Annotated in this window: 22 protein-coding genes and 1 other RNA gene; 4 read left to right on the top strand and 19 right to left on the bottom strand. The window is 43.3% G+C overall.

Annotated elements, in window-relative coordinates; translation table 11 throughout:
* Positions 1 to 2: 2 nt before the first annotated feature.
* The 8 genes from qoxA to SLH55_RS12520 all read right to left on the bottom strand — a co-directional run bounded on the left by qoxA (position 3) and on the right by SLH55_RS12520 (position 7,755).
* Positions 3 to 1,055: a cytochrome aa3 quinol oxidase subunit II gene (gene qoxA, locus SLH55_RS12485; RefSeq protein WP_320323557.1), complete on the bottom strand. Its 1,053-nt coding sequence runs from the start codon at positions 1,053 to 1,055 to the stop codon at positions 3 to 5.
* Between the two features lie 354 nt (positions 1,056 to 1,409).
* Positions 1,410 to 2,936, bottom strand: coding sequence for a multicopper oxidase family protein (locus tag SLH55_RS12490; protein ID WP_320323558.1), 1,527 nt, complete (start codon positions 2,934 to 2,936; stop codon positions 1,410 to 1,412).
* 71 nt (positions 2,937 to 3,007) lie between these two features.
* Entirely contained in the window at positions 3,008 to 3,247 is a 240-nt protein-coding gene (locus tag SLH55_RS12495) for an SHOCT domain-containing protein (RefSeq protein ID WP_219166052.1), read from the bottom strand.
* A 244-nt stretch (positions 3,248 to 3,491) separates the two neighbouring features.
* Positions 3,492 to 3,773: a glutaredoxin family protein gene (locus tag SLH55_RS12500; protein ID WP_320323559.1), complete on the bottom strand. Its 282-nt coding sequence runs from the start codon at positions 3,771 to 3,773 to the stop codon at positions 3,492 to 3,494.
* 29 nt (positions 3,774 to 3,802) lie between these two features.
* The gene (locus SLH55_RS12505) at positions 3,803 to 6,259 is read right to left on the bottom strand and encodes a heavy metal translocating P-type ATPase (protein WP_320323560.1); all 2,457 of its coding nucleotides are present in this window, start codon (positions 6,257 to 6,259) and stop codon (positions 3,803 to 3,805) included.
* A 14-nt stretch (positions 6,260 to 6,273) separates the two neighbouring features.
* Complete coding sequence (locus SLH55_RS12510; protein ID WP_219166046.1) at positions 6,274 to 6,489, bottom strand: heavy-metal-associated domain-containing protein; 216 nt, start codon at positions 6,487 to 6,489, stop codon at positions 6,274 to 6,276.
* A 24-nt stretch (positions 6,490 to 6,513) separates the two neighbouring features.
* Positions 6,514 to 6,975, bottom strand: coding sequence for a CopY/TcrY family copper transport repressor (locus SLH55_RS12515; protein ID WP_219166044.1), 462 nt, complete (start codon positions 6,973 to 6,975; stop codon positions 6,514 to 6,516).
* A gap of 225 nt (positions 6,976 to 7,200) precedes the next feature.
* Positions 7,201 to 7,755, bottom strand: a complete 555-nt coding sequence (locus tag SLH55_RS12520; RefSeq protein ID WP_219166043.1) for a YdhK family protein — start codon at positions 7,753 to 7,755, stop codon at positions 7,201 to 7,203.
* A 216-nt stretch (positions 7,756 to 7,971) separates the two neighbouring features.
* Here SLH55_RS12520 and SLH55_RS12525 point away from each other — a divergent pair, with 216 nt between their 5' ends.
* From SLH55_RS12525 to SLH55_RS12535, 3 genes are read left to right on the top strand one after another with little or no spacing between them, the layout of a single operon-like run.
* Positions 7,972 to 9,333 carry an ATP-binding protein gene (locus SLH55_RS12525; protein ID WP_219166041.1) on the top strand — a complete coding sequence of 454 codons (1,362 nt, stop codon included), beginning with the start codon at positions 7,972 to 7,974 and terminating at the stop codon, positions 9,331 to 9,333.
* Between the two features lie 16 nt (positions 9,334 to 9,349).
* Positions 9,350 to 10,036, top strand: coding sequence for a response regulator transcription factor (locus SLH55_RS12530; RefSeq protein WP_219166039.1), 687 nt, complete (start codon positions 9,350 to 9,352; stop codon positions 10,034 to 10,036).
* 19 nt (positions 10,037 to 10,055) lie between these two features.
* A complete protein-coding gene (locus SLH55_RS12535) occupies positions 10,056 to 10,976 on the top strand; it encodes a F510_1955 family glycosylhydrolase (RefSeq protein ID WP_320323561.1) in 921 nt (306 codons plus the stop codon).
* 51 nt (positions 10,977 to 11,027) lie between these two features.
* On the opposite strand, the gene SLH55_RS12540 is transcribed toward SLH55_RS12535, so the two are convergent.
* The gene (locus SLH55_RS12540; RefSeq protein ID WP_219166035.1) at positions 11,028 to 11,354 is read right to left on the bottom strand and encodes a four-helix bundle copper-binding protein; all 327 of its coding nucleotides are present in this window, start codon (positions 11,352 to 11,354) and stop codon (positions 11,028 to 11,030) included.
* 206 nt (positions 11,355 to 11,560) lie between these two features.
* Entirely contained in the window at positions 11,561 to 12,742 is a 1,182-nt protein-coding gene (locus tag SLH55_RS12545; protein ID WP_219166034.1) for a permease, read from the bottom strand.
* Between the two features lie 297 nt (positions 12,743 to 13,039).
* Here SLH55_RS12545 and SLH55_RS12550 point away from each other — a divergent pair, with 297 nt between their 5' ends.
* Positions 13,040 to 13,489, top strand: coding sequence for a DUF305 domain-containing protein (locus tag SLH55_RS12550; protein ID WP_219166032.1), 450 nt, complete (start codon positions 13,040 to 13,042; stop codon positions 13,487 to 13,489).
* A 410-nt stretch (positions 13,490 to 13,899) separates the two neighbouring features.
* Here SLH55_RS12550 and ssrA read toward each other — a convergent pair.
* The 9 genes from ssrA to SLH55_RS12595 form a co-directional block, all read right to left on the bottom strand.
* Positions 13,900 to 14,240, bottom strand: a transfer-messenger RNA (tmRNA) gene (gene ssrA / locus SLH55_RS12555).
* A gap of 157 nt (positions 14,241 to 14,397) precedes the next feature.
* On the bottom strand, positions 14,398 to 14,868 hold the full coding sequence (smpB, locus tag SLH55_RS12560) for an SsrA-binding protein SmpB (protein WP_173107530.1): 471 nt from the start codon (positions 14,866 to 14,868) through the stop codon (positions 14,398 to 14,400).
* A gap of 118 nt (positions 14,869 to 14,986) precedes the next feature.
* Positions 14,987 to 17,329: a ribonuclease R gene (gene rnr, locus SLH55_RS12565; RefSeq protein WP_320323562.1), complete on the bottom strand. Its 2,343-nt coding sequence runs from the start codon at positions 17,327 to 17,329 to the stop codon at positions 14,987 to 14,989.
* 27 nt (positions 17,330 to 17,356) lie between these two features.
* On the bottom strand, positions 17,357 to 18,103 hold the full coding sequence (locus SLH55_RS12570) for an alpha/beta hydrolase (protein WP_219166029.1): 747 nt from the start codon (positions 18,101 to 18,103) through the stop codon (positions 17,357 to 17,359).
* Positions 18,104 to 18,589: 486 nt separating this feature from the next.
* Entirely contained in the window at positions 18,590 to 18,817 is a 228-nt protein-coding gene (gene secG, locus SLH55_RS12575; protein ID WP_206857361.1) for a preprotein translocase subunit SecG, read from the bottom strand.
* A 407-nt stretch (positions 18,818 to 19,224) separates the two neighbouring features.
* Complete coding sequence (eno, locus tag SLH55_RS12580; RefSeq protein ID WP_320323563.1) at positions 19,225 to 20,517, bottom strand: phosphopyruvate hydratase; 1,293 nt, start codon at positions 20,515 to 20,517, stop codon at positions 19,225 to 19,227.
* Between the two features lie 13 nt (positions 20,518 to 20,530).
* A complete protein-coding gene (gene gpmI / locus SLH55_RS12585) occupies positions 20,531 to 22,066 on the bottom strand; it encodes a 2,3-bisphosphoglycerate-independent phosphoglycerate mutase (protein WP_320323564.1) in 1,536 nt (511 codons plus the stop codon).
* Entirely contained in the window at positions 22,059 to 22,823 is a 765-nt protein-coding gene (gene tpiA, locus SLH55_RS12590) for a triose-phosphate isomerase (protein WP_219166024.1), read from the bottom strand. The genes gpmI and tpiA overlap by 8 nt, the downstream gene beginning before the upstream one ends.
* Before the next feature lie 61 nt (positions 22,824 to 22,884).
* Complete coding sequence (locus tag SLH55_RS12595; RefSeq protein ID WP_219166022.1) at positions 22,885 to 24,069, bottom strand: phosphoglycerate kinase; 1,185 nt, start codon at positions 24,067 to 24,069, stop codon at positions 22,885 to 22,887.
* Positions 24,070 to 24,244: the final 175 nt, after the last annotated feature.

The raw sequence follows: 24,244 nt of genomic DNA on the forward strand, positions 1-24,244 counted from the left end.
TCTTAATGCTCGTGACTGCCATGATCTTCATGGTCGTCTTCTTTATCTTCATCTTTTTTCATATCATCCTGGTCCATGTCTTCGTGACCTTCCATATCTTCCATGTCACCATGACCATCCATGTGCATTTGCCCATGAACACTCATAGCGTCTTTATCCGCGCCGCCAACTGTCGTATCAAGGCCATATTTCTGACGGATGGCCATGGCGTATTCAGAGTTCTTCCCATGATCGACGAACTCTAAGTGAGTGGAAGAGAATGTCATCTTATCAACCGTTTCAGGAAGCATCAGTTTTTCATACGTGTCTTCCGTCAATTTCGGTTCGTTCGATTGAGCATCTTCGACCCAATCTTCATATTTGTCTTGTTTCATGGCAACGAAATCAAACGTTTGGTGCGTCATTCCTTCACCGGTGAAGTTTGAATTCCTTCCATCATACGTGCCCGGCTCATCAGCCTGCAGATATAAGTCATTGACCATACCAGGCATTCCATAGATCTGACCGCCGATTTGAGGTACCCAGAATGAAGCCATGGAATCTGCCGCTGTTACCTTGAATAGAATTGGGTGATCTTCAGGAACATTCACATAGTTGACCGTTTCGATTCCTTCTTCAGGATAGCTGAAGATCCATTTCCAATCGACAGCCGTCGCATGGATCACGATTGGATCCTTATGAGAGGTCGCTTCCGGTGCGTCTCTTAATTCATAAAGGGCTTTTGTGTTCGGAATGGATAATGCGATGACGATCAGGACGGGAATGAGTGTCCAAATAATCTCAAGGAAAGTACTTCCGTGCATATCCGGCTTATAGTCACTATTCTTCTTACTGCTTCGATACTTGAACAAGATGATCGTAAAGAAACCGAGAACAACAACCATAATGGCAATCATATAGTATATCGATAACATAATCAGATCTTTTTGGACGGCTCCGACCGGTCCTTTAGGATCGAGGATGATTAATTCGCTATCAGTACTGAATATAATGATGAAAAATAACGAAATGAGACTTATTAAAACAATTAAATACGGTTTAAATTTATTAAACAAAAGAAATCACCTTCCTTTATGTAGAATTTACTCTCGTAGACCTATACTATCAAATTCTCTAAACACGTACCCTTAATAACTGCATTTTTAAACAGATTTTCGAAATTTCGACGCATTTTATTCACAGAACGGTAACAATGTTGGAAAGAATTTCTCAAGGGACAAAAAAATAACTCTCAAAGTTATCTGAGAATAACATTGAGAGCGTTTTATAGGTTGATTATTTAGAATATTATCATCTATATTTTTATAAAATATGAACAGATTTCGAAATCATATCATTATGTCAGGAGAATTTTAATCGTAAGCATCTTTTATCTCTGAAGTATGAAAACACGCTCTTATCATCCATTTTCAGTTCGGTTGGTTTTCTTTTTCACCACCTAAATCAAACGGGGAGTAGACGCCTTCATAGTCCACGATCGTCACCATTCCCCTGGCGGCATGATTGTTATCGTGGCAATGAAATAACCATTCTCCAACATTATCCGCTTTAAAATAAATAACATATTCCTCTCCGGGTTTTACATGAATTAAATCTTTGACGATCGGCTTTTCAAATTCCCTTCCATTCTTCGAGTTCACTTGAAAGCGATGGCCATGCAAATGCATAGGATGATTCATCCTGCCATTATTTCTAAGTGTGACCTTAACGATGTCCCCATCTTTTACATGGATAGGTGGTGTATCTGGAAAGGTTTCATCGTTAATTTGAAATGACATGCCTTCTCCCATTGACATCCCCATACTTAGGTCCATGTCGTAGGTAACATCCGGTTCAGGAATTTCTCCGAAAATAGGCTTCTCGCTCCCATATGAAATCCCCTTCGCCACACCTGCTTCTTTAGCGAGTGTGGCGCCCTGATGTCGATTTTGATTTCTCTCGGAAACGACCGGGATGATCATATCTTCCGCATTTTCTACACTCTGTTCCTGACCGATAAATACCGTTTCCTTTTCAGGCTTCGTAAATTCCACATCCATTCGTTCTCCAGGGGCTATTTCAAGAACATTGGATTCGTGGTCTTCAGACACCACATGTTCTGCATCATTTGCTATGACTCTCATTGACCCTTTCGGGAAAACCAAGCGATGCTCCTGGTATCCGGCATTAACAAATCTCAATCTCGCTTTTTCACCCGCTTCCATCGTAAGCGGCTCGATCGCTCTTCCCGCTTTTCCGTTCACGGTAAAGGTATCGTACATTTGTTTCGTATCCGCTTCACCGTCTCCGGACATCGCTCCCATCATCATACCTCCCATATTGGAGATATCCTCTCTCTCTTGATCTACTGACCACTCATCCAGGATGAACACTTCATCCATCTTATACTCTTTTTCCTTTTCTTCGACAACGAGTGATCCATATAAACCTTTGTCAACCTGTATAGAGCTTTGTTGATGGGAATGGTACCAATACGTGCCTGCATCATTCGCGACGAATTCATACGTAAAACTTTCGCCAGGTTGAACGGCATCCTGGGTCAACCCTGGAATGCCATCCATTTTGTTCGGTAAAAGGACCCCGTGCCAGTGAATTGTCACCGGTACGTCCAACTCGTTCACAAGCTTTACTTGTACAACATCACCTTCTGTGACACGGAGAGATTCTCCTGGCACTGTACCATTATAGGTCCAGGCAGATACCTTTTTATCCTCACTGATGTTCCACTGTTTTTCCTCTGCAGTCAGAACGAATTTCTTAACTGGATGATCCTTTTTTTCTTGCGCACTCACTTCCAGAATACTCGTTTCTCCACCTTTCACTTCCTTTGGTAAACTCAAATCTCCACTTCTATACCAAGGTGATTGAAGGAACACGATGATTCCGATTCCCACTAATCCGATAATGAGCATAGAGCCAATGACCTTTCTATTCATAGCTGTCTCCCCTTTTTTCTCACTTGAAGTTTTCTAACACCCAAGTTCCGGAAAAATCTCATACCATTCATTTATTCATCTATTTTCCGTTTGAGCCGCTCATATTCTTCTTCCGTGATTTCTCCTTTTGCCAAACGCTCCTTCAGCAGTCCTAATGAATGATGATTATGATGGTGAGTTGAATGACTAGACTGCCCCGGGTTCTTCCCCCTCATCATCCAAATGAATATGCCAACAATCGCTACTATTAATATGATAAAAAGAAAGCCAGTTCCAAAGAAACCTGCGCCCATTCCTCCACCGTTCATCATAGAATCATCTCCTTTATACTTATACTCTCTTTATACCCAATGAGGTATCTACAAAAACAATCTTTTCTCTCAAATTGATAAGATTCCCCCTTTTTTATAACCAGAATCACCTTTCTATTTCCCCGTAAATGTGCAAATAAAATGGAGAAAGAAAAAAATCAGATACCCCCTGTCAATCAACAGGACATATCTGATATGGTTGGATTCTCCATCATCTTTGTTTTAGATGATGGAACGGTTGAAGTCATTTCAACCCTAATAACTGCTGAATTTCCTCTTTATTATTCTCAAATCCAATTAAATTCTTTACAAGCTTTTTCTTCCCGAATAGACTTTTCTCGTAAAAGACAAAGGAAGGCACGATCCTTGAACCCACAATCTCTTTGAGTTCTTTTTCATACCTATCCTCTTCACCTACGTTCTTATGAACATAGTCGATCTCCTGTTCATTTAAATATTCTTTTGCCGCTTGACAATCTGAACAGGTGGGTCGGGTGTAAAGCTCTAATGTCAGGTTATTACTCATCTTGTCAATCAGCTCCTTTTTGTAAAGAACTACATCCCGGAAGGTTTAAACCCTTTCAGGCGAAGGGCGTTCAAGAGAACGGATACGGAACTGAAGCTCATGGCGGCCCCGGCGATCATCGGATTGAGTAACGGCCCTCCGAACAGATAAAGGATCCCCATGGCAACAGGAATGCCAAGGATGTTATAGCCAAATGCCCAGAAAAGGTTCTGCTTGATATTCCGAATGGTCGCTTTACTTAATTCAACGGCTGTCGGTACGTCCATCAGGTCACTTCGCATCAGGACGATGTCCGCAGACTCCATGGCTACATCCGTACCGGAACCGATGGCAATCCCGATATCCGCTTGAGCAAGGGCAGGCGCGTCGTTGATTCCGTCTCCGACCATCGCCACTTTCCTGCCGCCCTCCTGCAGCTTCTTGACTTCATTTGCTTTATCTTCCGGCAGGACTTCACTGAGGACCGTGTCAATACCGACTTTTTTTGCGATGGCCTCCGCCGTCCGCTTGTTGTCTCCCGTGATCATTGCCACTTGGAGTCCCATTTTGTGAAGCTTTTCAATCGCTCCAATACTCGTTTCTTTCACCGTATCGGCTACTGCAATGATACCCGCGATTTCCTCTTCAATGGAGATGTACATCGGTGTTTTACCCTCGGCAGCGAGCCGGTCCGATACTTCCGCCAATTCACCGACTTCGACATCATTTTCATCCATCAGCTTGCGGTTTCCAAGCAACAGATCCTCTCCGTCTACCGTCACTTCGATTCCCTGACCTGTAATGGCATCAAAGAAGGCAGTCTTGCGGAGGGAGAGTCCTCTCTCCTCTGCCTCCCGGACAATCGCTTCTCCCAGTGGATGCTCAGATCCCTTTTCAGCAGAAGCAGCAAGAATCAGGAGTTCTTCTTCTGAAATGGATTCTGACGTGACAATATCTGTCACCACTGGCTTTCCTTCAGTGATGGTGCCGGTTTTATCAAACACGATGGTTTCGATTTTATGTGTCGTTTCAAGGGCACCACCGCTTTTGATCAATACACCATTTTCCGCGCCTTTCCCCGTACCGACCATAATGGCCGTTGGTGTCGCGAGTCCCAGTGCACAAGGACAGGCGATGACGAGAATCGAAATCGCGATTGTAAAGGCGAACAGACCTGATTCCCCTGCTATATACCAGGCGATTCCAGATAGAATGGCTAGAACGATGACGATAGGAACAAAATAACCTGAAATGATATCCGCCATTTTGGCGATCGGAGCTTTTGAACCCTGAGCCTCTTCTACCAGCTTGATGATTTGCGATAATGCCGTATCCTTCCCTACTTTGGTAGCCTCGTATCGGATAGTACCATTTTTATTAATGCTTGCACCGATGACGTTCGAGCCGCTGGTTTTCTCAACAGGGATACTCTCCCCTGTCAGCATCGCTTCATCGACGGAGGTCTTTCCTTCAGTCACCACTCCATCAACGGGGATTTTTTCACCCGGCTTTACGATGATGATATCTCCGACTGCCACTTTTTCCACCGAAATCTCGACTTCTTCTCCATCTCTTACGACAGTCGCTGTTTTAGGGGCAAGCCCCATCAGTTTTTTGATGGCTTCAGACGTTTTCCCTTTCGAAAGAGCCTCAAAATATTTCCCCAATGTAATGAGGGTGAGAATGACGGCTGCCGATTCGAAATAGAGATTCTGCGCATAGCCTTCACTGCCTGCTATGATCATGATGGTAGCGAATAAGCTGTAAAAGAAGGCAGCTCCGGTCCCCAAGGCAACCAATGAATCCATGTTGGGATGCCGTTTCACAAGTGTCTTAAACCCTACGCTGAAGAATGGTTTACCCATCATCATGACGGGAACCGTAAGAACCAGTTGAAGTAAGGCAAATCCAGACGGATTAACCATCGGATCGATGGCCTCGGGTAGAGGCATTCCGAACATATGGCCCATGGAAACCAGAAGCAGGGGCACTGTAAATACGGCTGAAACCCAAAAGCGTTTCCACATCGTCTTGATGTGCTGCTCTTTCTTATCCCTGTCTTGGTCCACTGTATCTTCTGCATCAGCGTCCTCGTGTGCTTCGTATCCGGCTTCTGAGACCGCCCCCTTGATATCGGACACGGTGACGACGGCAGGATCGTACTCAATGACCATTTTCTCTGTCGCCATGTTGACAGTCGATTCCTTGACTCCATCGAGCTTTCTTGTTGCCTTTTCCACGGATTGCACACAGGATGCGCAGGTCATGCCCGTCACGCTGAATGTCTTCTTTTCCATTTCCGTGACCGCTTTATAACCTGCGTCATCTACAGCCTTTTTGATCTCTTCCAATGAAAGTTCATTCTCATCATAGACAATATTGAGTTTCTCCGTTGCAAGGTTCACACTTGCTTGTTCAACACCGGCCAATTTCTTCGTTGCTTTCTCAACCGCCTGAGAACATGAGGCACATGTCATCCCTTCAATGCTTACTGTTTTTTCCGTCATTGTCCCAACCACCTTTATTTCGCTGGTTCTGTTTCGTACCCCGCATCAGACACGGCTTTACTTAAGCTGTCTGGAGTCTGCTTCGTTTCATCATACTTCACCTTTGCCGCTCCATTTTCAAGATCGACTTTCGCTTTTTCCACACCGTCCAGTTCATTTAATACGCCTTCTACCTTTTTCACACAGTTTCCACATGTCATTCCTGATACGTTTAATAATGTTTTTTCCATTTTTCAACACTCCTTGTGATTTTTTTAATGTTGGCAGTTCATGCCGTGATCTTTTTTACAGGTACACTGGCCGGGTACGCAATTACATGCGATGTAGTCGACAGCGTTTTCCTTTTTGGATTGTAAAGCCTGTTCTAGCAGAGCAATATCTTCGTGACTCAGGGTGGCTTCATCAATCAGATCAGCAATCGTCTTTCCAACTGCCCTGCTGCATATATGGGTGAACAATCCTGACTTCAGTGTCTTAAGACTTTCTTCTTCACTGACACCTGCCCTGTAGATGAACCGGTTGCCGATTTTTTCCGTTGTGAGCATCCCTTTTTTGACCAGACGACCAATAAAGGTTTTGGTTGTTGCCGGCTTCCACTCTTTCTTTTCCTGCAGGACGGAACTGATCTCCTTACTGGTCACTTCTTTCAGTGTCCAGACGACCCTCATGACTTCCCATTCAGAATCTGTGATTTCCGGTTTTTCTTCTTCGGGCAATGATATCCCTCCATTCGTTTACATTTGTAATCGATTTATATTTATAGTTTACAACTGTAATCGATTTTGGTCAACTGATTTGATTGGATTTTTTTAAAATGGGCAGTTATTGAATGGCTAGGTGACATTTTTATTCTGTACCACTCGCTAATTTCTATAAACGTATTTACCTGTTGACTGTTATAAAAAGAGATGAACCAATGGCCATCTCTTTTTTCTGATTTATTATTCAACTGGGGATAATTCGCTTTCTGTGACCCATTTATGATTTTTCACTTGTTCTCCACCTGTGGTTGGTGTGTAATCCACCATATAAACGGCCATTTCTTCTGCTGAATCAATCGTTGCCGTCGCTCCCTTCATTCCTTTCATATGATCGGTATCCAAGACCACTTCATCTCCTGGTTTAAACGGTTGATCTCCGAAATCTTTCAACTCTTCATGAATGACCCATTTATGGTTCTTCACCTTTTCTCCACCCGTGGTCGGTGTGTAGGTAACGGTGTAGACGACAGTATCATAAACACCTGATATAGTAGCTTCCGCATCCTTCATCCCTGCCATGTGATCATCTTTAATGATGGCTTTACTTCCTACTTCATACCTCGGATTTGATGCTTCTATTAAACTCTTTGGCAGCTCTTCTGAACCAGAGTGATTCATGTCGCTATGCTCCATGCTGTCCATTTCTTCCGTCATCCCGTCTTCATCATTTGAACAAGCTCCCAGAAAAAGAAGGGCCATTAAAATGAAAAGAAACGATTTTTTTCTATGTTTCATCGTGATCGTACCTACCTTTCGAGTGATATCTATTAAATTTTATCCTGCAAAATTGCAGAATCTATGGAGAACATATGTAGAAGTGTGATATTTTCGTGACAAATGCGACAGAATGAATCATGCCTTGGAAAGAACCCGACAAACCTGTCTTTATGCATACATTTTTCATATTTTCACGTTACACTGGTAATAGAAATCATAAATGAGGGAGTCTCTATGAATAAAATTTCAACGAAACTTGCAGCTGCCTTCACTATAGCCGTCTTCATCATGGAAGGATTATTGATGCTCTACCTCCATGATAATATTATCGATTCCCGGATCCAGGAGGAATTTCAGTCCATCCTATCCCGGGGGAACAGTCACCGGGACGTACTAGAGGACCGCTACACCAATACGACCCTTCACCATATCGCACTCATGGAATCCAAAACGGAAACCGAGGTTGTCATTACAGATGAGAATCATTCTGTCATCATCGGCTCGAAGAAGTTAACGGATGGAATGCGTGAATTAATCAATGAGAGTCCGGATTCCTTACCCCGAGAAGGAAGAGTGATTGAAGCAAACTGGAAAGACGTGAATTATTTAGCCACCGTCACCTCTTTTAAAAACGGCGCTGATGAAGGCTATGTTTATATGTTTAAAAGCGCCTCACCGCTACGGAACTTAATTCATAAATTAAACGGCCATTTTTTACTTGCAGGAATCATGAGTCTCATCATATTAGCCTGTATTCATTTTCTCCTGTCCAAAATGTTGACACGACCATTGATTAAAATGAAAAAGGCTACTGAAGAATTAAGCAAAGGGCATTTTGGGGTAAAGCTCCCCAAATTGGGGAAAGACGAACTTGGAGATCTCTCCACTTCCATACAAACATTAGCAAATGATCTGGAAACGATTCAACATGACCGCACGGAATTTCTGGCTACCATTTCCCACGAACTCAGGACACCCTTGACGTATGTCCTCGGGTATGCGAATGTCGCCATTCGTGACGAAATTTCAGAATCTGAAAGAAAAGAGTATTTAACGATTATCAAGGAAGAATCGCAGACCATTGTCACGTTGATTGAGAATTTATTCGAACTGGCCAAGATTGATGAGAACAACTTCTCCATACATCGGGAGGAAATCTCATCATCCCCCTATTTCCATAAGATGATGAGCAAAATGAAGCCGGCCTTTAAAAGTCAGGGGATGAACCTGAACCTGTCTGTTTCAGAAGAATTCTTGTTCCAAGCGGACCCAATTCGATTGGAGCAAATCATCATGAACCTGTTGGATAACTCCTTAAAATATTCAAAGCCCGGTTCAACGACGACAGTCATTGCCCGTCAACATATACCGGGTAAACTGAGCCTGACAATCAAAGACCAGGGTATAGGCATTCCGCCTGACGAGCTCTCTCAAGTATTTAATCGCTTATATCGGGTAGAAAAATCTCGTTCAAGGGAATTTGGCGGCTCCGGCCTCGGCTTAACCATCGTAAAGGAGTTGGTGGAAGCACACGGTGGAGAGATTTCAATCGAAAGTGAACCAAATAAGGGAACATCCATCAATATCATACTTTAAGGTTGGAGGGTCGACTGTGAATAACATATTATTAATCGATGATGAAACAAGGATGTTAAATCTATTGGAGCTTTACCTCACTCCATACGATTATTCCTGTGTAAAGAAAAATAACGGCTATGACGCCATTCACTATATGAAACAGCATCCCGTCGATCTAATCATTTTAGACATTATGATGCCGGAACTGAACGGTTTTCAGACATGTGAAAAAATCAGGGAGTTCTCCCATGTTCCAATCATCATGTTGACAGCAAGGGGCGAGAAGGATGACATCGTAAAGGGATTAAACGTCGGGGCGGATGATTATATTACAAAGCCCTTTGACGAAGAGGAACTTGTCGCACGCGTGAATGCCCTTTTCAGAAGAAAGAAGCGCTATGATCAAATCGAAGAGACTCAACAACTCATCAGGGGCGGATTCACATTAGATGGTCATACCTACACGTTAAACTATGAAAATCAAATTCTTTCCTTGACCTTAAAAGAATACAACATCCTTCACTCCCTGATGAAAAATACAGACCGAGTCTACACGAGGGAACAACTCCTGCTGATGGTGTGGGATATCAATTCCAAAACCGACATCAGGACTGTAGACTCACACATCAGAAACCTGAGGGATAAATTAAAAAAAGCCGGGTTCCCGATAGAAGATCATTTAAAAACCATATGGGGGATCGGGTATCAGTGGAAAATATAATGAGAAAGCAGGATAAACAATGAAACATATAAAAACTTTTTTTCTAGTATCTTCATTAGCCATCATGGTATCTGGCTGCTCTGCAACAGACGAGGATTATTCCTATGTCAAAACGGAAGATAAGACCATCGACCACATTCACGGAATGGGCTACCCAAATAATAAAGGAGAATTGGTCATTGCTACTCATGATGGTTTGATGAAATACAAGGATTCCACATGGTATGAAACAAATAGCGAAAAACACGATTATATGGGCTTTCAGCCGTATAAAGATGGATTTTATTCCAGCGGGCATCCGGAAGAAGGATCAAAGCTAAAGAATCCCCTGGGACTGGTCAAAAGTACAGATGGCGGCAAATCATTGGACAAGTTGGCCTTTTACGGGGAAACCGACTTTCATTATCTCGGGGCAGGTTATCAATCCAAGGCCCTTTATGCGATCAACCAAGAGTCCAATTCGGAGATGGATACAGGGCTTTACCGTTCCATGGACGAAGGGGAAAATTGGAAGAAGGCTGATATGAAAGGGTTCGACTCTACTTCAATCGGAAATATTGCGGTTCACCCTTCAAAAAAAGAGATGCTGGCTATCTCAAGTAAAGATGGGGTATTTGTATCACAAGATGGCGGAGACTCCTTTACAAAAGTGGAGAATACTCAAACGACAACCAGTATCTACTTAACGGAAAAGACCGGGCTTTTCGCCAGTATAGAAAAAGGAAAGATACAATTATATGAGTTGAACCTTGACTCAAACAAAATTCAATCCTACCCTACTCCTGACTTATCTCAAGATAATCCGATTATGTATATCTCATCCAACCCGGAACGCTCTGATGAGTGGACGATCGTGACCTATAACAATGATATCTTCCAATCGACTGATAATGATGAGACATGGAATGAAGTTGTGGATGAAGGAAAGCTTGCAAAGTAGGGAATTTAATAAGGAGTGGAGACCAATTGAACGGTTTCCACTCCTTTTTGTTTACGCGATTTTCTTACACTCTTCTGCACAATTGAAGCAAGCATCGGCACATTTCTGGCAGTGATCATGATCATGTTTCTTACATTCTTCCCCGCATGTTTCACAAATACCGGCACACACTTGGGCAAGTTCCGCTGCAAATGGTGTTCCCCTTACTAAGGATTGTTCTAAGTATGCACATATATCCGCACATTCGCGGTCCAAACGGATACACTCTTTCATCATATTGATGTCTTCTTCTTTTAGACAAGCATCATAGCAGTGGTTACACGCCTCCATACATTGATGAAGCGCTTGGATGGCAGATTGGTACTTTTCATGTGACATATTATCTTCCTCCTTAAAATTATTGGTTACTACAACATTACTATATCCAGTTAGAATGCCATTAAACGGAAAAATCATTTTTTTATTTGTTTCGACAAGTTTATTTTGTTCTGCATAGAATCTGCATAAACTCAGGGTAAACATAAGAAATTTGAACAGTAAAAGGGATGTCCCGATTGGACATCCCTTTTACTGACTTTACCCTATTAAAAAATGAACAAGATTGTTCCTACTACTAAATAAAGTAAGCATAAATACGTCACGATCGTCTTGAACTTCGAATCTCCCTCCATCATCATCATGTGCGAGTGGGCATCGGATTGTTTAAACAATTTATTCAAGTAGATGGACACACCTGCCACCACCACAAAGACGATATTCAACCAGAACGTATAATCAATCTTAAACGGATCTTCATTCATGACCTGCTTGGCATCTTCAGGAAGAAGTCCCATAGCTGTAAAGCCGTAGTGCATGCCAAGCGCTGTTAAAATAATGGATACGTAAAAGACTCCAGCAATATATAAGGCCGTTTTTAATCCATAATATTTTTTATGAACCGCAATAATGGGAGGTACGACCAGATCTGAATAAATAAATGCCATGATCCCTGCGAATGCCACCCCACTGGATGCAAGTATCGTGGAAATTGGAATATTCCCCATGGATCCGATAAAAGTCAACATCGCTACCAACGGCCCTATGAGGGCATTCTCCAACACCTTTAAAAATGAGTCGGGCTGATCTGCGAGAAAGAAGCTTTTCCACGTGTCTTCCGATACAAAGGTGGCCATCATCCCGGCAATCGTAAAACCGATCGTGATTTCTTTCCACACCATTTTCCAGTTCATGACGAATTCATGACCGACCTGAAGCCATCCTTCTTTGGATCTTATCTTCTCTTTCCAATCAAATTCTTCATTTTCATCATCCTCATCCTCAACATGTTCTCTTGCTTCTTCCACCAATTTTTTTGGGAAAGTGAGTTTCACTAACACCCACGTTACTAAAATCAGTGCAATACCGCCGACCATCTCTGCCACTACGAACTGCCAACCAAGGAAGATGTAGATAAGGATACCCAATTCGATCACCAGGTTGGTAGACGCAAACAAAAAGGCTAAGGTCGGGATGAAATGTGCGCCCTTCTTAAATAAATTCCTCCCAGCAGCCAGTGCCGCAAAGGAACAGGATGAACTGATCGCCCCGAAAAGCGAGGATAAACCAACGGACTTCAAGCTCGCATTCCCCATATACTTCACCATCTTATCCTTTTGGACAAATGCCTGGATCATGGAGCTGATCAAGTATCCCAATACAAACGCCCATCCTGATTTCCAAAAGTACCCCAGGGAGGTCTTGGCTGATTCGCCGATTAGTTCTAACAAAGAATCATCTCCTTTACTTAGTCATTCATACGAACATAAATAGGCTAAGCTTAAATACCATCACCATTTATGTAGTGTTCATACATTACCCGGTAAATGTGCAAATTAAATGCAAATCACTAAAAAAAGGATTATTCTCTGTTTTTGTTATGAAATCGCTACATAACTTGATAGACATTTTAGTGATGGTGATAGTATTCCCTGATTGAATGGGTAGTTTTTAATAAATAAAACGTTATTTTGCAAATACTATAGATAAAAAATGGAAAGCTATAACTGAAAAGGAGTGAAATCTTTATGAAAGCCTATAAAAAATTTGGTAGTATGATCCTCACATCTACCGTCGTCATGTATTTGTTTACGTATTGGAATACCTATAAGGTTGATCACATATTCTTCAGTGAAACAAGAGCCTATATGGCCGTGTTGATGGGTGCATCGATGGCTGTCATCATGCTACTATTCATGCAAAACATGCTGACAAATCGCAAAATGAATCTCGGAATAATCCTAGGGAGTATTGTTGTCTTCTTATTTTCACTTTACTTATTGCGCAGTCAGACGCTCGTAGACGATGTGGATTATATGGAAGCAATGATCCCCCATCACTCCATTGCCATCTTAACCAGCGAACGCGCCCAAATTTCCGACCCAAGGGTACGTAAGCTAGCCGACGGCATTATCAAAACCCAAAAGAAAGAAATTGCGGAAATGAAGAAATTAATAGAAGAACTTGATGATGAATAGCTAAGAGCCATGTTACTGATTGTAAGCAGTAGCATGGCTCTTTTGTTTATTGAAGTCTGGTTCTATTTTATCAAAAGATCATTATAATTTTTCAAAATAAAAACCACCAAATATGTATTTGGTGGAGACGGTGGGACGTGCACTTCCATGCTTTCGACATGGCACTGACTATATCTTGAACCTTGTAGTTTCAGGTCCTTTGGCGTATTATGCGAAATGTAAATTTATCTGCTGAGAGATAGGATTCCGCATCCTAGTACTACCGGACTTCGGCAGCCTATAAGTCGATACACGGCTGTTGGATTGCTCCACATACCGCTCGGCATTGCCTTATCACACGAATGTGACTTAGGTTTCACCGATAAAGCCAAATTTTCACTTATGTGTTACCACATAAGGCGACTATGAACTAATCGAACCCACGTCCAGAAACATCGCCACTTAAGCGTCTACGAGCGTAGTCGATATATTCGCAAATTCGCTACAGCTTCTGCCTATCGACGGGCGTCCGTGCAGCTAGTCTGATTAGTCTCTTCCTTTGTCCTCAGACGGTGGACTCCGGCGTAGCCTACTAAGAGTGAGTCCCTTACCCTACCACATAGGCGATGGAGGGAGGAACAGCTAAAGTGCTATTACGCAGCTAAAGCTAGGTTATTGTTAGTTTTGCCAGTTATTATTGGCTTTGGCGTTTTAACGTAGACGACCCCTACGGCTCGCAACCCAAGCTCGAACTATCCCTGTCGAATCCGTAACGTCCCCATGATAAAAGGGAAGAACGGGAAAGAATAAGTTAAGCGTGTAAGTCACTTATTCAATTGTTCTTACTGCCGCTTGATTACCTCGCGACATCTACTAGTATAACAAATCCTGAAATAAATGCAAATGGCATATTCCGGAAAACTGTAGTGTTACATCCCTTTTTGGCGCTGGGCAAGCTCACGCTGGATGGAACGGTTTGCTTCTTTCCGTTTCAGGTCTTCACGTTTATCATATTTCTTCTTACCGCGGGCAAGTCCGATCAGAAGCTTTGCCACACCGTTTTTGATGTAAAGCTTCAAAGGAACGATGGAATAACCGGCTTCTTTTGAATCACCGATCAGCTTGTTGATCTGCTTACGATGAAGCAGTAATTTACGCGTTCTAAGCGGTTCATGATTAAATCGATTTCCCTGTTCATACGGGCTGATATGCATATTGTGTATGAAAATTTCACCGTTTTGAACACGGGCAAACGAATCCTTTAGATTCACTCGGCCGCCACGAATCGATTTGATCTCTGTTCCCTGGAGAACGAGACCCGCCTCATATGTTTCTTCTACGGCATAGTCATGGCGTGCTTTTTTATTCTGGGCAATTAGCTTGCCTTCTCCCTTTGGCATTGGAATCCCCCTAGTCATCGCTGGTTTACTCATTATTATCTCATATTTTGAAGAAAAATTGTATCGTTACACCCTGAAAAGAAAAGGAGCAAAGGGCGTCCCATTGCTCCTGATCCCATTATTTCTTCTTTTTACGTTTGCTTCTAGGTGCATTTTCAAAATGTTTCTTATTGGTTTTTTTCTTCTTATTGTTTTTAGGTGGACGCGTTGACCATTCCCCGTCCTTTTTACGGGATGAAGAACGATCCGATTTTCCACGGTTTGATTTTCCTTTATCCGAAGAAAACGAGCGTACACTGTTTTCGCGCTCCTTGCGCTTTCCTTTCATGCCGACAATTTCAAAATCAATGGCGCGCTCATCTTTGTTGACGCTCACGACACGCACCGTGATTTCATCACCGATCCTGAACACATTGGCGGTCCTCTCACCGATCATGGCAAGATGACGCTCATCAAACCGGTAATAATCATCCGTCATGTAGCTTACATGGACAAGGCCCTCAATGGTGTTCGGCAATTCGACGAACATTCCGAAGTTTGTCACGGAGCTGATGATGCCGTCGTACTCTTCTCCCACCTTGTCTTCCATGTACTCTGCTTTCTTCAGCTCATCGGTTTCACGCTCGGCATCCACTGCACGGCGCTCGCGGCTGGACGTGTGCTCAGCGATGTGCCCCATTTGAGCGCCCCACTTCTCACGGGTGGCCGGATCAAGCTTACCTTCAATCAAGTAGGTTCTGATCAATCGATGAACGATCAAGTCAGGATAACGGCGTATCGGTGATGTGAAGTGTGTATAAAACTCCGTCGCGAGTCCAAAGTGACCGAGACTTTCAGGGTCATATTTCGCCTGCTGCATGGATCGAAGCATCATCGTTGAAACGACCATTTCTTCCGGTTCTCCCTGTACGTCCTCGACAATTTCCTGAAGGGCACGGGGGTGGATGCTGTTGGCCGTCCCTTTCACAATCAAGCCGAAGTTGGTGATGAACTCGAAGAAGCGCTGCAGCTTATCCTCTTTCGGATCTTCATGGATACGATAGATGAACGGCACGTCCATCCAGTGGAAATGCTCAGCAACCGTTTCATTCGCCACCAGCATGAACTCTTCGATCAGCTTCTCAGCTACCGAGCGCTCACGAAGGACGACATCTGTCGGCTCCCCTTCTTCATTTACAAGGACTTTTGCTTCTTTGAAATCGAAGTCAATGGCTCCGCGCTTCATCCGTTTCGTGCGAAGCACCTGGGCCAGGTCTTCCATTTCTTCGAACATTGGTACCAGTGGTTCATATTTTTTGCGAAGCTCTTCGTCTTTATCAACGAGGATTTTGTTTACATCTGAATAGGTCATCCGTTCTGTTGTCTTAATGACACTTTGGAAAATTTCGTGTTTTACGACATCGCCTTCTGGTGAAATCTCCATGTCACATGAAAGGGTTAAACGGTCCACTTTTGGATTAAGAGAACATATCCCGTTAGATAATCGATGAGGGATCATCGGGATGACACGGTCCACGAGATAGACTGACGTTCCTCTGTCAAAGGCTTCCTGATCAATCGGGGAACTTTCTTTCACATAGTAAGTGACGTCTGCAATATGTACTCCGAGCTTGTAGTTCCCGTTGTCCAGTTTTGTTACCGTCACGGCGTCATCGAGATCCTTGGCATCTGCGCCATCGATCGTGACGATGGTCTGATCCCGCAGGTCTTTCCGATTTGGAATTTCCGATTCGTCGATTTCACTTGGCACCTTATTCGCCTGATCCATGACCTCTTCAGGAAATTCAATATCAATTCCGTGCTTATGGATGATAGATAGGATATCGACTCCCGGATCATTTTTGTGACCGAGGATTTCAATCACTTCCCCTTCGGCACTCTTCCGTCCTTCCGGATAAGACGTCAATTTCACGACAACCTTATGTCCCTCTGCTGCCCCCATCTGGGCGGATTTCGGAATGAAGATGTCGCTGGCAAACTTCTTATCATCGGGGATGACAAATCCGAAGTGCTTACTTTCCGTAAACGTACCTACCATTTGATCGACACCGCGTTCAACGATTCGGACGACGGTCCCTTCTCTTCTTGATCCTGAAGATGACGTTGAAACTCTGACCAACACGATATCGCCATGCATAGCGTTATTGGTTTCGTTCGGAGGGATAAAGATATCGTCCATTCCGGATTCTTCCGGTATGACAAAGGCAAATCCTTTTGCATGAGCGGATACTTTCCCTCTGACCAGATTCATTTTTTCAGGCAGGCCGTAGCGGTTGCTTCTTGTGCGTACGACGAGGCCCTTCTCTTCCATCACGACAAGCGCTTTGACAAAATCCTTGAAGTTCGTCGACCCTTCAATTCCGAATGCTTCTTCAAGCTCCTGTACCGTCAATGGTTTGTATGCTTCTTCCTTCATATAGGAAAGGAGCCTATCCACATGCTCTTTAATGTTTTCGTCCATGACAATCCCTCCTGATCATCGAATTCATCAAACCGTCCAGTCCAATTTCTCCAGGAAATCGTAGACGTCTTCATGAAGCTGTTCTTTTTCTTTATCTAATGTAATGACATGACCGGACTCTTCGTACCACTTGATTTCTTTCTCATCGGACTCCACGTTATCATAAATGATATTTGCAGAATCCGTATTGATCATGTGATCATGCCGTGCCTGTACCACAAACGTCGGTGAATAGATCATATCCACATTTTCACGTACGTCTGCAATCAATTCCTGCAGTGCTTTCAGAGTATTCATCGGCGTTTTCTTGAACTCTTCTATTTCTTTTTCAATTTGGTCTTCCGGTTTTCCTTCAAACTTTTTAAATTCACGTGCGTAATCCACAACCCCTTGATACATGATTTCTTCACTTTTTATATACATTGGCGCACACATAGGGACAATACCCTTTACAGGTACAGTGTAACCTAATTTAAGAGAAAATACCCCTCCGAGGGATAGGCCTGCGACCGCTATTTCTTCGTATCCCTTGCTCTTTAAATGTTCGTATCCATCCATGACATCCTTCCACCAATCTTCTGGTCCCGTGTGAACCAATTCTTCAGGTGGAACACCGTGTCCTTTATAGTGAGGGGCATGGGACGAATAACCCTTCTTTTCAAGGAAGCGTCCAAGCATGCGGACGTCGGCAGAGTTTCCTGTGAACCCATGAAGCAATAATACGGCTCTCGGGCCTGCTTCGAATGTAAATGGTTTTGGTAAGACAGTTTTCATCTTTATGACTCCTTTTTATCTCAATTTAAACAAACGTTTGATTAAGAGAGAGAAACCTTGATTTGACAGGGTCCATTCTATTAAACAGTTGTTTAAACCATATTGTTATGTACTCTGATTTTCTGTGGATTATTATTAAACAAACGTTTGATTAGTATCAGGAAAGCTTGTTACACCAGGCTTGATTCCATTAAACGATCGTTTAGTCCACTCTTCTTCTCTATTTTTAGCAAACATCGGTCAGACAATCCAATATTTTCGCTTGAAATAGTCATTAATATCGGAAACTTTTCAATAGTGAGTGCTGGCTGATTTCCGCTCCAGGTGCTCGCTTTCCGCGCTACAATCAACTTATAAGCATGAACTAATAAGGATTACCACTACGTAGTGTATTGATTTATAAACTAATCCTAATTCTTATTTTCTAAAAAAAGTATGTGTTTAAATAAAAAAACCTGACCTTAATGATCAGGTTTTTTGTCCGTATTAGATAGCTACGATAGCAATGGTTAGTACGAAGAACAGTACCGATAATACGATTGTGATTCTGTGAAGTACTAAGTCAATACCACGTGCTTTTTGTTTACCGAAAAGTTGTTCTGCACCACCAGAGATGGCCCCTGAAAGTCCAGCACTTTTACCTGACTGAAGTAATACAAGAGCAATAAGTGCAATTGATACGATAATAAGTAAAGTGACTAAAAAAGTGTGCATGAGTCCCACCTCCTGATACGAACATAACATTAGTCTTAGTTTACCATAGGAAAGATGTAGGGGACAAGGTAATATTGTTTGAATTATGTAAAGAGTTGGATTTGGGGAGGCGTGTGTCGGCGATTGATTTTGGTATAAAATGTTAAATGGCTGGATTCCTGGCTATTTCGGCCGGATTTGATGCTAAATCGGCTGGATTTTCTTTTAGACCCGCTGGATTCTCACCAATATCGGCTGGATTTCCGCTAAAACCCGCTGGATTCCTCTCAAAACCAGAAGCTGACACCCTCCGAAAGCCATCGAATCAACACCCAAAAGCTGGACACCGATCAAATCCCCCTCCAAAAGTCTCCACAAACAAAAAAACAGCCCCGTCCAAAGACGGGGCTGCCTCTCTTCAATCGCTATTAGCGATTAACGTTATAGAATGTTTTCGCTCCAAGATATTGAGCTGTGTGAGCCAATTGATCTTCGATGCGAAGAAGTTGGTTGTATTTCGCAACGCGGTCAGTACGTGATGGAGCACCTGTCTTGATTTGACCAGCGTTTGTTGCTACAGCGATGTCAGCGATTGTGCTGTCTTCTGTTTCACCAGAACGGTGAGAGATGACAGCTGTGTAACCAGCGCGTTTCGCCATTTCGATTGCGTCGAATGTTTCAGTCAGTGTACCGATTTGGTTCACTTTGATCAGGATCGAGTTACCGATTCCTTGCTCGATACCTTGAGAAAGCTTAGTCGTGTTCGTAACGAATAAGTCATCCCCTACTAATTGAACCTTGTTACCGATGCGCTCAGTCAGTAGTTTGAAACCATCCCAGTCGTTTTCGTCAAGACCGTCTTCGATTGAGATGATTGGATATTTATTGCACATTTCTTCGTACCAATCAACCATTTCAGCTGAAGTACGAACGACGCCTTCACCAGAAAGATGGTATTTACCGTCTTCTTTGTTGTAGATTTCAGAAGCTGCTACGTCCATTGCAAGAAGAACTTCTTCACCTGGTTTGTAGCCGGCTTTTTCGATTGCTTCGATGATTGTTGATAGTGCTTCTTCATTTGATTTAAGGTTTGGAGCGAATCCACCTTCATCACCTACTGCAGTGTTATAACCTTTAGATTTAAGAACTGATTTCAGGCTGTGGAAGATTTCAGCACCTATGCGAAGACCTTCTTTGAATGTAGGAGCTCCTACAGGCATGACCATGAATTCTTGAATGTCTACGTTGTTATCAGCATGCTCTCCACCGTTAACGATGTTCATCATTGGAACTGGAAGCTGCTTCGCGTTGAATCCGCCAAGGTATTGGTATAATTCAACTCCGAAGAAGTCAGCAGCTGCGCGTGCAACAGCCATGGATACACCAAGGATTGCGTTGGCACCTAATTTACCTTTGTTTTCAGTACCGTCAAGAGCGATCATCGCCTGGTCGATGGCTACTTGTTCAGTAACGTCGTAACCGATGATTTCTTCAGCGATTTCGTTGTTTACGTTGTCAACTGCTTTTTGTACCCCTTTACCAAGGTAACGGTCTTTCTCTCCGTCACGAAGTTCTACTGCTTCGTATTCACCAGTTGATGCTCCAGATGGAACAAGTGCGCGTCCGAAAGCACCTGATTGTGTGTAAACTTCTACTTCGATTGTTGGGTTACCGCGTGAATCCAATACTTCACGAGCATATACGTCTGTAATAAATGGCATTTAGAATCTCTCCTTATTTTTTAATTAATGATTTTCCAGTCATTTCGTCTGGTTGATTGACATTCAATAGATCTAACATAGTCGGGGCAAGGTCTCCAAGGATCCCACCGTCACGAAGCTCCACGCCTTCCTTTGTCACGATGACAGGAACAGGGTTCGTCGTGTGAGCCGTCATTGGCTTGCCTTCTTCGGTCAGTACTTCATCTGCATTCCCATGGTCTGCTGTGATGATGGCTGTACCACCTTTTTCCGTGATGAGGTCGATGATCTTTCCAAGACACTCGTCCACTGTTTCGATAGCTTTAATCGTCGGCTCAAGCATACCTGAGTGACCGACCATATCCGGATTGGCAAAGTTCAGGATGATGGCATCCTGACGATCTTCACGAATCTCTTCAAGTAAAGCATCCGTCACTTCGTAAGCACTCATTTCAGGCTTCAAGTCATACGTTGCCACTTTAGGGGAATCGATCAGGATCCGCTTCTCGCCCGGGAATTCAGCTTCACGGCCACCGCTCATAAAGAACGTGACATGAGGGTATTTCTCTGTTTCAGCGATGCGCAATTGCTTTAATCCGTTTTGTGAAAGAACTTCACCTAGCGTGTTATCAAGGTTTGTCGGTTTGAATGCTACAAAACCATCAACCGTTTCACTGAAACGTGTCAGGCACACGAAGTGAAGATCTTTAGGGAACTTGTTCCCGCGATCGAACGAACGGAAATCTGCATTGGCAAATGTATTCGAAATTTGGATGGCGCGGTCAGGACGGAAGTTGTAGAAGATAACAGCATCTTCATCCTTGATCGTCGCTACCGGCTCTCCGTTTTCTTTTGTAATGACAGATGGAATCACGAATTCGTCGTAGATTCCGTTTTCGTAAGAGTCGTTTACGAGTTCAATTGGATCCTGGTAGCTTGGACCTTCACCATATACCATGGCGCGGTAGGATTTCTCAACCCGTTCCCAACGCTTATCGCGGTCCATTGAATAGTAACGACCTGAAATCGTCGCAAATTGACCTACGCCGATTTCTTTCATTTTCGCTTCTGCGTCTTCAATGTACTTCTTCGCCGTTTGAGGGCCGACGTCTCGACCGTCAAGGAAGGCATGGACATACACATCTTTGATTCCTTCTTTGGCCGCTAAACCAAGAAGCGCATAAAGATGCTCGATATGGCTGTGCACTCCGCCATCCGAAAGCAGTCCGAAGATATGAAGATTCGTGCCTTTTTCTTTCGCATGATTGATGGCATCCAGGAAAGTGGTATTCTGTTCGAATTCCCCTTCACGTATGGCCAGGTTCACACGAGTTAAGCTTTGGTACACGATACGTCCTGCACCGATATTCAAGTGGCCAACTTCAGAGTTCCCCATTTGACCTTCAGGGAGACCTACTGCTTCGCCACTGGCTGTCAGTTGATTGTGAGGGTACTGGTTCCACAGGCGATCAAAGTTCGGTTTGTTCGCTTGAGCTACCGCGTTCCCTTCTTTCGTGTCACGGCAAGCAAAACCATCTAAGATGATTAACGCAACTGGTGATTTACTCATTGTTGCTTGCACCTTCTAACAATTGAAGGAAGCTTTGTGGTTCAAGGCTCGCTCCACCTACAAGGGCACCATCGATATCTGATTGAGCCATGTATTCTTTGATGTTAGCCGGTTTCACACTACCGCCGTATTGAATGCGCACAGCGTCTGCAGCTGTTTGAGAGAATTCTCCTGCAACCACTTGACGGATGTGGGCACATACTTCGTTCGCGTCTTCCGCTGTAGAAGATTTACCTGTACCGATTGCCCAGATTGGCTCATAAGCAATGACCGTTTGTTTCACTTGATCTTCAGAAAGACCTGCAAGTGCTTGTTTCACTTGAGTTCCGACAAGATCTTTTGTTTCGTTGTTTTCACGTTGCTCTAACGTCTCACCTACACATACGATTGGTGTTAATCCGTGTTTGAATGCAGCAAGAGTCTTCTTGTTCACAGACTCGTCTGTTTCATTGAACATTTCACGACGCTCTGAATGTCCAAGGATGACATATTGTACACCTAAGTCAGAAAGGGCTACAGGACTTACTTCTCCTGTGAACGCTCCGTTTTCTTCAAAGTGCATGTTTTGAGCACCAACAGCCACCTTTGAATCTTTTGTCAAGTTCACTAGGCTTTCTAAAAATAGGGCTGGTGAACAAATGACAGAATCAACGACTTCTTGATCCGGCACTAGTCCTTTTACTTCTTCAGTAAAGGATTTAGCTTCTCCAAGCGTTTTGTTCATCTTCCAGTTACCTGCAATAATCGGTTTACGCATTGTACTCATCCTTTCTGGTTTACAAATCGTTTCAAAAAATTGTTGGTCTTTGATGAAGCGATTATTTATCGTTAAGAGCTACGACTCCCGGAAGTTCTTTTCCTTCCATGAACTCGAGTGATGCTCCACCACCTGTAGAAATATGACTCATCTTATCAGCATAGCCAAACTTTTCAACGGCTGCTGCAGAGTCACCGCCACCGATAACAGAATATGTATCTGTTGCATCGGCTAACGCCTCCGCCACGGCTTTTGTTCCGTTTGCAAATGTTTCTAATTCGAATACACCCATCGGTCCGTTCCAGATCACAAGCTTGGAGCTTTTGATTGTATCCTGGAATAGAGCTCTCGTCTTCGGTCCGATATCAAGTGCTTCCCAATCAGAAGGGATGGAATTGATATCCACTTCCTTCGTATTTGCATCATTTGAGAAGTCATCAGCAACGACTACATCAACAGGCATAAGGAATTTAACGCCTTTATCTTCTGCTTTTTTCATGAATTGCTTGGCTAAATCGATTTTATCTTCTTCAAGAAGGGATTTCCCTACTTCATGACCTTGGGCTTTCACAAATGTGTAAGCAAGTCCACCGCCGATGATCAGGTTGTCCACTTTATCTAATAAATTGTCGATGACACCGATTTTGTCTTTTACTTTTGCTCCACCCACGATAGCTGTAAATGGGCGTTCAGGATTAGATAGGGCTTTCCCTAAAACGTCAAGCTCTTTCTCCATCAGAAGGCCTGCTACAGCCGGAAGATGCTTTGCCACTCCTTCAGTGGAAGCATGGGCACGGTGAGCCGCACCGAATGCGTCATTGACATAAAGGTCTGCTAACGCTGCAAATTCCTTCGCAAGTTCAGGATCATTCTTTGTTTCTCCAGGGTAGAATCGTACGTTTTCCAGTACAAGAACATCCCCTTCAGACATGTCACTGATCTTGGATTGAACAGCTTCTCCATACGCTTCATCTGCTTTGGCAACATTTTTACCAAGAAGTTCAGAAAGTCTTTCAGCTACTGGCGTTAAACGCAGTTCTTCCACCACTTCACCTTTAGGACGGCCTAAGTGACTAGCGAGAATGACCTTTGCTCCGCCATCCACTAAATACTTAATAGTAGGAAGAGCAGCTTGGATACGTGTTTCGTCTGTAATCTTGCCTTCGGACATCGGTACGTTAAAGTCTACACGGCAAAATACGCGTTTCCCTCTTACATCGACATCTTTGATCGACTTTTTGTTCATCGTAAAGGCCTCCTTTGAATTTCAATTTCTACTCTTTTTTTCAAAAAAATAGAAACAACAATAAGAAAAGGGAGAGGGGAATCTTCCCCGCTCCCCTTCATCACATCTTCATTATAGATGGTGGGACAAAATTTATCCATCAATCACCATGCTAATGATGTCAATTTACAAAACT

Origin of the sequence: Rossellomorea sp. YZS02 (genome assembly GCF_033963925.1) — a bacterium.
Taxonomy (GTDB): domain Bacteria; phylum Bacillota; class Bacilli; order Bacillales; family Bacillaceae_B; genus Rossellomorea.